Annotated in this window: 7 protein-coding genes; 3 read left to right on the plus strand and 4 right to left on the minus strand. The window is 69.0% G+C overall.

Annotated elements, in window-relative coordinates; all coding sequences use genetic code 11:
* Positions 1-155: 155 nt before the first annotated feature.
* Positions 156-557 carry an ATP-binding protein gene (locus AB0B89_RS34120; RefSeq protein WP_358561168.1) on the minus strand — a complete coding sequence of 134 codons (402 nt, stop codon included), beginning with the start codon at positions 555-557 and terminating at the stop codon, positions 156-158.
* Between the two features lie 210 nt (positions 558-767).
* Between AB0B89_RS34120 and AB0B89_RS34125 the strand changes: the two genes are divergently transcribed.
* Positions 768-2,153, plus strand: coding sequence for a helix-turn-helix transcriptional regulator (locus AB0B89_RS34125; RefSeq protein ID WP_358561171.1), 1,386 nt, complete (start codon positions 768-770; stop codon positions 2,151-2,153).
* Here the strand turns inward: AB0B89_RS34125 and AB0B89_RS34130 are convergent.
* The 3 genes from AB0B89_RS34130 to AB0B89_RS34140 form a co-directional block, all read right to left on the minus strand.
* Positions 2,150-2,902, minus strand: a complete 753-nt coding sequence (locus tag AB0B89_RS34130) for a ThuA domain-containing protein (RefSeq protein ID WP_358561174.1) — start codon at positions 2,900-2,902, stop codon at positions 2,150-2,152. The genes AB0B89_RS34125 and AB0B89_RS34130 overlap by 4 nt on opposite strands.
* A gap of 152 nt (positions 2,903-3,054) precedes the next feature.
* Positions 3,055-3,666, minus strand: coding sequence for a hypothetical protein (locus tag AB0B89_RS34135; RefSeq protein ID WP_358561177.1), 612 nt, complete (start codon positions 3,664-3,666; stop codon positions 3,055-3,057).
* Between the two features lie 207 nt (positions 3,667-3,873).
* Complete coding sequence (locus tag AB0B89_RS34140) at positions 3,874-4,452, minus strand: CGNR zinc finger domain-containing protein (protein ID WP_358561180.1); 579 nt, start codon at positions 4,450-4,452, stop codon at positions 3,874-3,876.
* Between the two features lie 218 nt (positions 4,453-4,670).
* Here AB0B89_RS34140 and AB0B89_RS34145 point away from each other — a divergent pair, with 218 nt between their 5' ends.
* The gene (locus tag AB0B89_RS34145; protein ID WP_358561182.1) at positions 4,671-5,447 is read left to right on the plus strand and encodes a class I SAM-dependent methyltransferase; all 777 of its coding nucleotides are present in this window, start codon (positions 4,671-4,673) and stop codon (positions 5,445-5,447) included.
* An 83-nt stretch (positions 5,448-5,530) separates the two neighbouring features.
* A partial coding sequence (locus tag AB0B89_RS34150) for an adenosine deaminase (protein WP_358561185.1) occupies positions 5,531-6,250 on the plus strand: 720 nt, incomplete at its 3' end.

The raw sequence follows: 6,250 nt of genomic DNA on the forward strand, positions 1-6,250 counted from the left end.
GCCACCACGTCTACAGCCACCGACGCACCCTCAATCTGTTCAAGATGGAAGTGAGGGAATCAAGCTGACCAAATCACAAACTCGCCGGGGCCCTGGCTACCGGACCCCACCAAGATCCGAACGTCAAACAGCTCCTAGGCGGCCAGGACTATCCGTCAAGCTCTCGAAGGGCGTGGGAGGTGGACGACGATGTGTTTGCCGCCTGAGGTCGTGGGCTCGACGGTGTGTTGTCCTCCCGCCTCCTCGGTGAGGAGCATCACCATTCTTAGTCCCCGGCCGCCGTCGTCGTGGGACGTGGCCAGCGCGCGGGGCAGGCGCGGGTGGGTGTCGTGGACGGCCACCGTGAGCCAGCGCGCGTCGGCGGCCAGCATGACCGTGGCGGTGGGAGACTCCGCGGCGGCGTGCTCGGCGACGTTCGTCACCAGTTCCGTCACGATGAGGCTCGCGGTGAAGGCGGTCTCCTGGTCGACGCCCCAGGAGGCGAGCGTGCTCACCGTCTCACGCCTGGCCAGGGGCACCTGTTCGATCGTGGAGAGCACCACGAAGACATGGCTCACGCGCTCAACGGAAAGCATCCCGATCCCTTCTCTCACCGGCACCGCGCCCTTTCGCGGGCGGGTGTCAGCGTCCGGTGGGAGGGCCTTGCGGGAAACGCCGCCCCGTCATTGATCGGTGACACCGGGTTATGACAGATTGGCATCGCGAGCGCCGTCGGATTCTCCTACGGTGACGCGCCTGACGGGCTTCGCGAGAAAGGACTCAGTCGCATGGGGGAGCGGTTGTGTCCGGGATGCCGCAGGACGGTGCTGAGCCGCTACAGCCGCGACCCGGTGTGCGCTCCCTGCCTGCGGGCGACCCGTGGCGCGCGGCCCGTCACACCGGCGTGGCTGTGGGACTGCCTGCCGATGCGCGAGGCGCTGGCCTCGGCCGACCTGGCCGCGTTCGTCGCGATCGTCCGCGCGGCGATGGGGCTGAGCCAGCTCGATCTCGCCGGTCTGACGGGCTGGTCGCAGAGCACGGTCGCCCGCGTCGAGAGCGGTGAGCGCGACACGATCTACGACATCCGAGAACTCCTCCACTTCGCGGACGCCGTCGGCATGCCGCGCCACGCTCTCATGCCCCTGATTGCCGGTGATCCGGTGGCAGACGCGGCTGTTGCGGGCATAAATCAGGATATGGAGATGGACCGCCGCCACTTCAACGGAGTTCTCGCAGGTGGTTTCGCAGCGGGCATCGGATGGGCCTCCGTGACCATTCCGACCCGGGTCGAAGCCCCCCACATCAAGCATCTCAACGCCACGATTCAACGTCTTTACTCCGATGACCAGCGAATAGGCGGAGGCATGCTGCTCGCCCCCGCCCTTCACCTACTCGCCAGAGTACGGCGAATGCTCGACGAAGCCGATTTCACCGAATCGATCGGTCGCCGGCTGCTGTCAACGGCCGGTGAGTTGTGCGTGTGCGCCGGTTGGCTCGCCTACGACGTGGATGACCAGAACCTCGCCCGGCAGCTGTACGCCGAGGCCTACATGTACGCGGGCCACGCCGGTGACGAGCGGCTTCGCGTGAACGTCACGTCATATCTGGCGATGCAGGCCATACGACTGGCGCGGACGTACCCGGGTCGGGCGCGTGAGGCACTGCACTCCGTCGCGGTGGGAAGGGAGGCCGCTCGCAGGTGGGCGACCCCTCGGGTGCACGCGCTTCTCGCCGTACGCGAGGCCGTCGCTCACGCCACTCTGGGCGACCAGATCGCGTGTCGCAGGGCCATCGCGACGGCGTGGCGAGAGGTGGAACACGGGACTCATGAGGACGATCCGGCCTGGACCGGTTTCGTGAGCGAGACCACGCTGACCTATTTCGAGGGGCTGACCTCGATGACCCTCGACAAGCCCGTTCGCGCTGTCGACCGCTTCCAGCGTTTGCTGGCCGATTCGGCGATAGGCGACCGGAACCGGCTCTATTACCGTTCCTGTCTGGCCAATGCGCTACTGGCTTCGGGAGCGAAGCAGGAGTCGTTGAACGAGGGGTTGAATCTGCTTTCGCAAATGAGCGGGTCCCGGCGGACGCTGCGAGAGTTGGCGCCGTTGCGGGCGGTGGCGGGGGAGTCATCGGAGTTCGCCGGCCGGTACGACAGTCTCCTCGCGGCCTAGCCTCGGCTCCCGGGTCGTAGCCCTCTATCGGGGGCGGGGATGTGCGCGTTCCGCAGTGGTTCGCCGGTTCCGTTCTCGGGTGCGGCCCACAGCACCGCGTTGGCCAGGACGCGCCGGACATCCGGGTGGTGGTAGACCGGGTATCCCTGGTCGCCGGGGCTGAAGTAGAAGACGCGGCCGTTGCCCCGGCGATAGCAGCAGCCGCTACGGAACACCTCGCCACCGCTGAAGGAGCTGATGAACACCAGCTCGTCGGGCTCGGGGATGCCGAACGGCTCGCCGTAGGTCTCGTCCTGGTCGATGACCAGGGGATGGGGAACGTCGCGGGCGATCGGGTGGGCGGGGTTCACCGTCCAGACAAGCTCGCGTTCGCCCGCGTCGCGCCAGTTCACCGTGCACGTGGTTCCCATGAGCGCACGAAAGATCTTCGAGTAGTGCCCGGAGTGCAGCACCAGCAGGCCCATGCCGCCGAGCACGCGCTGCCGTACGCGCTCGACGACCTCGTCCGGCACCTCCTCATGGGCCATGTGCCCCCACCAGGCCAGCACGTCGGTCTCGGACAGGTCCTTCTCCGGCAGGCCGCACTCGGGGTCCCCGAGGACGGACGTGCGCACCTTGACGCGGTCTCCCAGGTGCTCGGCCAGCCCCGCCGCGATGGCGCCGTGGATCCCGTCGGGGTAGCGCCGGCGCACGTCCTCCTCTCGCGGCTCGTGGTAGTTCTCGCCCCAGACGGTGACGTTGACGATCATCCGCGGTGTCTCCTCCTGCCGTACGGCCCCACCATGGATCGGCCGGCGATGCTCAGTTATGTCCTACCTCGCGGGTAGCATCCCTGCGACGATCACGGACTGAGCGGCATCGCGACAACCCCAATGCCAGGTGGACGGAGACGGGAGGGTCGTCAGCCGGCGCCGGGAACGGTGACGTTCTGCTCCTTGAAGTCGTAGCCGGTCTTCGAGGCGTCCTTCTGCAGGCCGTCCATGGACGACTTGCTGGTGTCCAGGTCGGCCTCCGTGGCGGTGCCGCCCTTGAGCTTGTCGGTGAGGCTGGTGAACTTGCTGCTGACGCCCTCCACGGCCTTGCACAGCGTGGGGTTGGCCACCGCGAAGCCCTTGGCGACCTTCAGCTCGTGCAGGGCGAAGACGCCCGCCACGGCCGCCTTCACGAAGGTGCGCTTGCGCTTCTCGGCCCCGGCGTTGAAGCCGCCGCTGCGCAGCGGCTTGTAGATGTACCGGTGGAAGGCCCCGAGAGCGAGGCCCGCGTGCAGAGCGAAGCGGGTCTTGGCGAACGGCTTGGCGTTGCCTCCCGTCGGGCACTCGGCGTTGTACTCGGTGTCGGTGCCCGCCGACGGCTGGGCGCCGGCCGGTGGCGCTTGGGCGGCCGGGCTGGTGGCGACCGCGTTCTCGGGCGTCACGACGGCGGTCTTGTGACCGCCGCAGCCGCCGAGCAGCGCCACCGCGAGAAATGCCGCCGCCGCCGGTACGGCGACGGATCGAGGACTCCGTACAGCCACTTCTTCCCCCCATGGAGCTTCGCGGCGTGACGGCCCGCGCCTCCGGGGGGCATGTTCTCGGAGACTGACCGCCTGCCAGGCGAACGGCTCGCCGCCGTTCGATGTGATCTTTCCTTCTGTTCCCGTTGTATTCGGATCGACACTTAGCGTGACCATTGCTTTACCTCGCTTTGAAACGAGGCGCGGTCCGCGAGACCCTCGGGGAGGCTATTCGCGGCCGGCGCGGGCGCGGAAGGCGGCGGTCTTGACGCGGTTCTGGCAGGCGGTGGAGCAGAAACGGCGGGTGCCGTTGCGCGAGACGTCGACGTAGACGCGGTCGCAGTGCGGCGCGGTGCACACGCCCAGCCGGTCGTGCAGCTCGCTGCCGAGCACGATGGCGAGGCCGGTGGCGCAAGAGGCCGCCCACTCGTCGGACCGGCTCTCGCCCTTCCCGTGGAAGTGCAGGTGCCAGGGCTCCCCGTCGTGCCGATCGAGGTGGGGGTGCGCCTGGAACCGTTCGAGCAGGCGGTTCACCTGCTCGGCGGCGGTGTCGACGTCGCCCGCCTCGACCGCGGCGAAGACCACGCGCAGCTCGGTGGCGACGGCGGCCAGGTCGCGCGCCTCGGCGTCGGTCGCCTCGCGGGCGCGCCGGCTGCCCGTGCGCAGGGCGGCGGTGACCGCCGCGCGCCGCTCGGGACCCTCGGGGGGGAGGGCGTACGGCCTGCCGCGCGCCTCGCCCGCCGTCAGGGTGTTGATGAGGGACGCCGCGACCGCCACCACGGCGTCGGAGTGGCTGTTGAAGTTCACTTTGACCAGTTACATCCTCGCGTCGGAACTCGCGACCATCAACCTAGCCCAAGACGGTCACGGGAGACCGTGACAAGCGCCGGCCACGGCGGTAGGGCGCCGGGACGTACGGCCGGTCGCGGCAGGGAGTAACTGTCGAACGTGCCTTGACCCGTTACGCGTCGCCCTCTAGGCTTGTCACTATTCAAAGTATAAACAACAGTTACAAGGAGGCTTCCATGCCGGCTCTTTCTCGTGAGGTGGCGCAGGGCTGGATCGCGCGATGGGACCGCCAGCAGGAGGGCTACCTGCCCGACCGGGAGGAGCGGTTCACCGCCCTGATCGACGCCGTGGAGGCCGGCGCCGGACGGCCCGACCCGCTGGTCCTCGACCTCGGCTGCGGGCCCGGCTCGCTCGCCGCCCGCCTGCTCGACCGCCTCCCCGACGCCACGGTCGTCGCGATCGACGCCGATCCGCTGCTCCTGGCCCTCGGGCGCGCGTGCCACGACGGAAGGTCCGGCCTGCGGTTCGAGGACCTCGACCTGCGTGCGGCCGGATGGGCCTCCACCCTGCGTCTCGACCGCCCGGTGGACGTGGCGGTCACCACCACCGCGCTTCACTGGCTGTCCGAAGCCGGGCTCCGCACGATGTTCGCCGAGCTGTCCCTCGTGCTGCGTCCCGGGGGGCTGTTCCTCAACGGTGACCACCTCGACGTGGAAGACGTCTCACCGGCGCTGGCGAAGATCGAGCACGCGATCTACGACCGGGCGACCCGGCGGCGCTTCACCGAGGGCATGCCCGAGGACTGGCGTCAGTGGTGGGCGGCGGTCGACGCGGACCCGATCCTGTCCGGCCTCCACGCCGAGCGGGAGCGCAGGGTCGCCGCCGCGCACCACGGCTCCGAGTCGGGGAACCTCTCGACGCACGTCACCGCGCTGCGCGGAGCGGGCTTCGCCGAGATCGGAACGCTCTGGCAGAACGGGAACAACCGGCTCCTGGCCGCCGTCCGCCCCTGACCGACGTGAATCTAACAGGATCGTGTGAGATTCCGGATAAATCCCTTTCGTGCGGGTCGCGGGGCTGCTTAGGGTCGAGTGGTATGACAGAGATCCCCCCATCCACCGAAGCGTTCATCGCGGCCCTGCCCAAGGTCGAACTCCACATCCACCTGATCGGATCCGCGTCGGTGCCCACCGTCCTGGAACTCTCCCGGAGGTATCCGGGCAGCCCGGTGCCCACCGGCGAGGAGGAGCTGCGCGCCTTCTACGAGTTCCGGGACTTCCCCCACTTCGCCCAGATCTACGAGGGCGTCAACGGCCTCGTCCGGGAACCTGAGGACGTCGCCACCCTCGTCACCGGCGCCGCGCGCGACCTCGCCGCCCAGAACGTCAGGTACTTCGAGCTGACGGTCACGCCGTACTCCCACCAGCGGGTGGGCATGTCCAGGCGCGCCATAACCGAGGCCCTGGACGTGGCGGCACGGCAGGCGCTGGAGCACGGCGTGCGGGTCGGCTACATCTTCGACATCCCCGGCGAGTACGGGCTGGAAGGCACCCGGGCGACGCTCGACCACGCGCTGAACGAGCCGCCCGAGGCCCTGGTCGGCTTCGGGCTCGCCGGCATCGAGCAGGAGCGTCCCGCGTATCGCGACGCCTTCAGGGACGCGTTCCGGGCGGCCGTGGCGGCGGGCCTGCACAGCGTGCCGCACGGCGGCGAGATGACCGGGCCCGAGACCATCTGGGAGGTCATCGAGGGGCTCGGCGCCGAGCGAATCGGCCACGGCACCAGATGCCGAAGGAGTACGTCTCGTGGCTGTGCC

This window comes from Sphaerisporangium sp. NPDC049002 (assembly GCF_040649355.1).
Lineage (GTDB): Bacteria > Actinomycetota > Actinomycetes > Streptosporangiales > Streptosporangiaceae > Sphaerisporangium.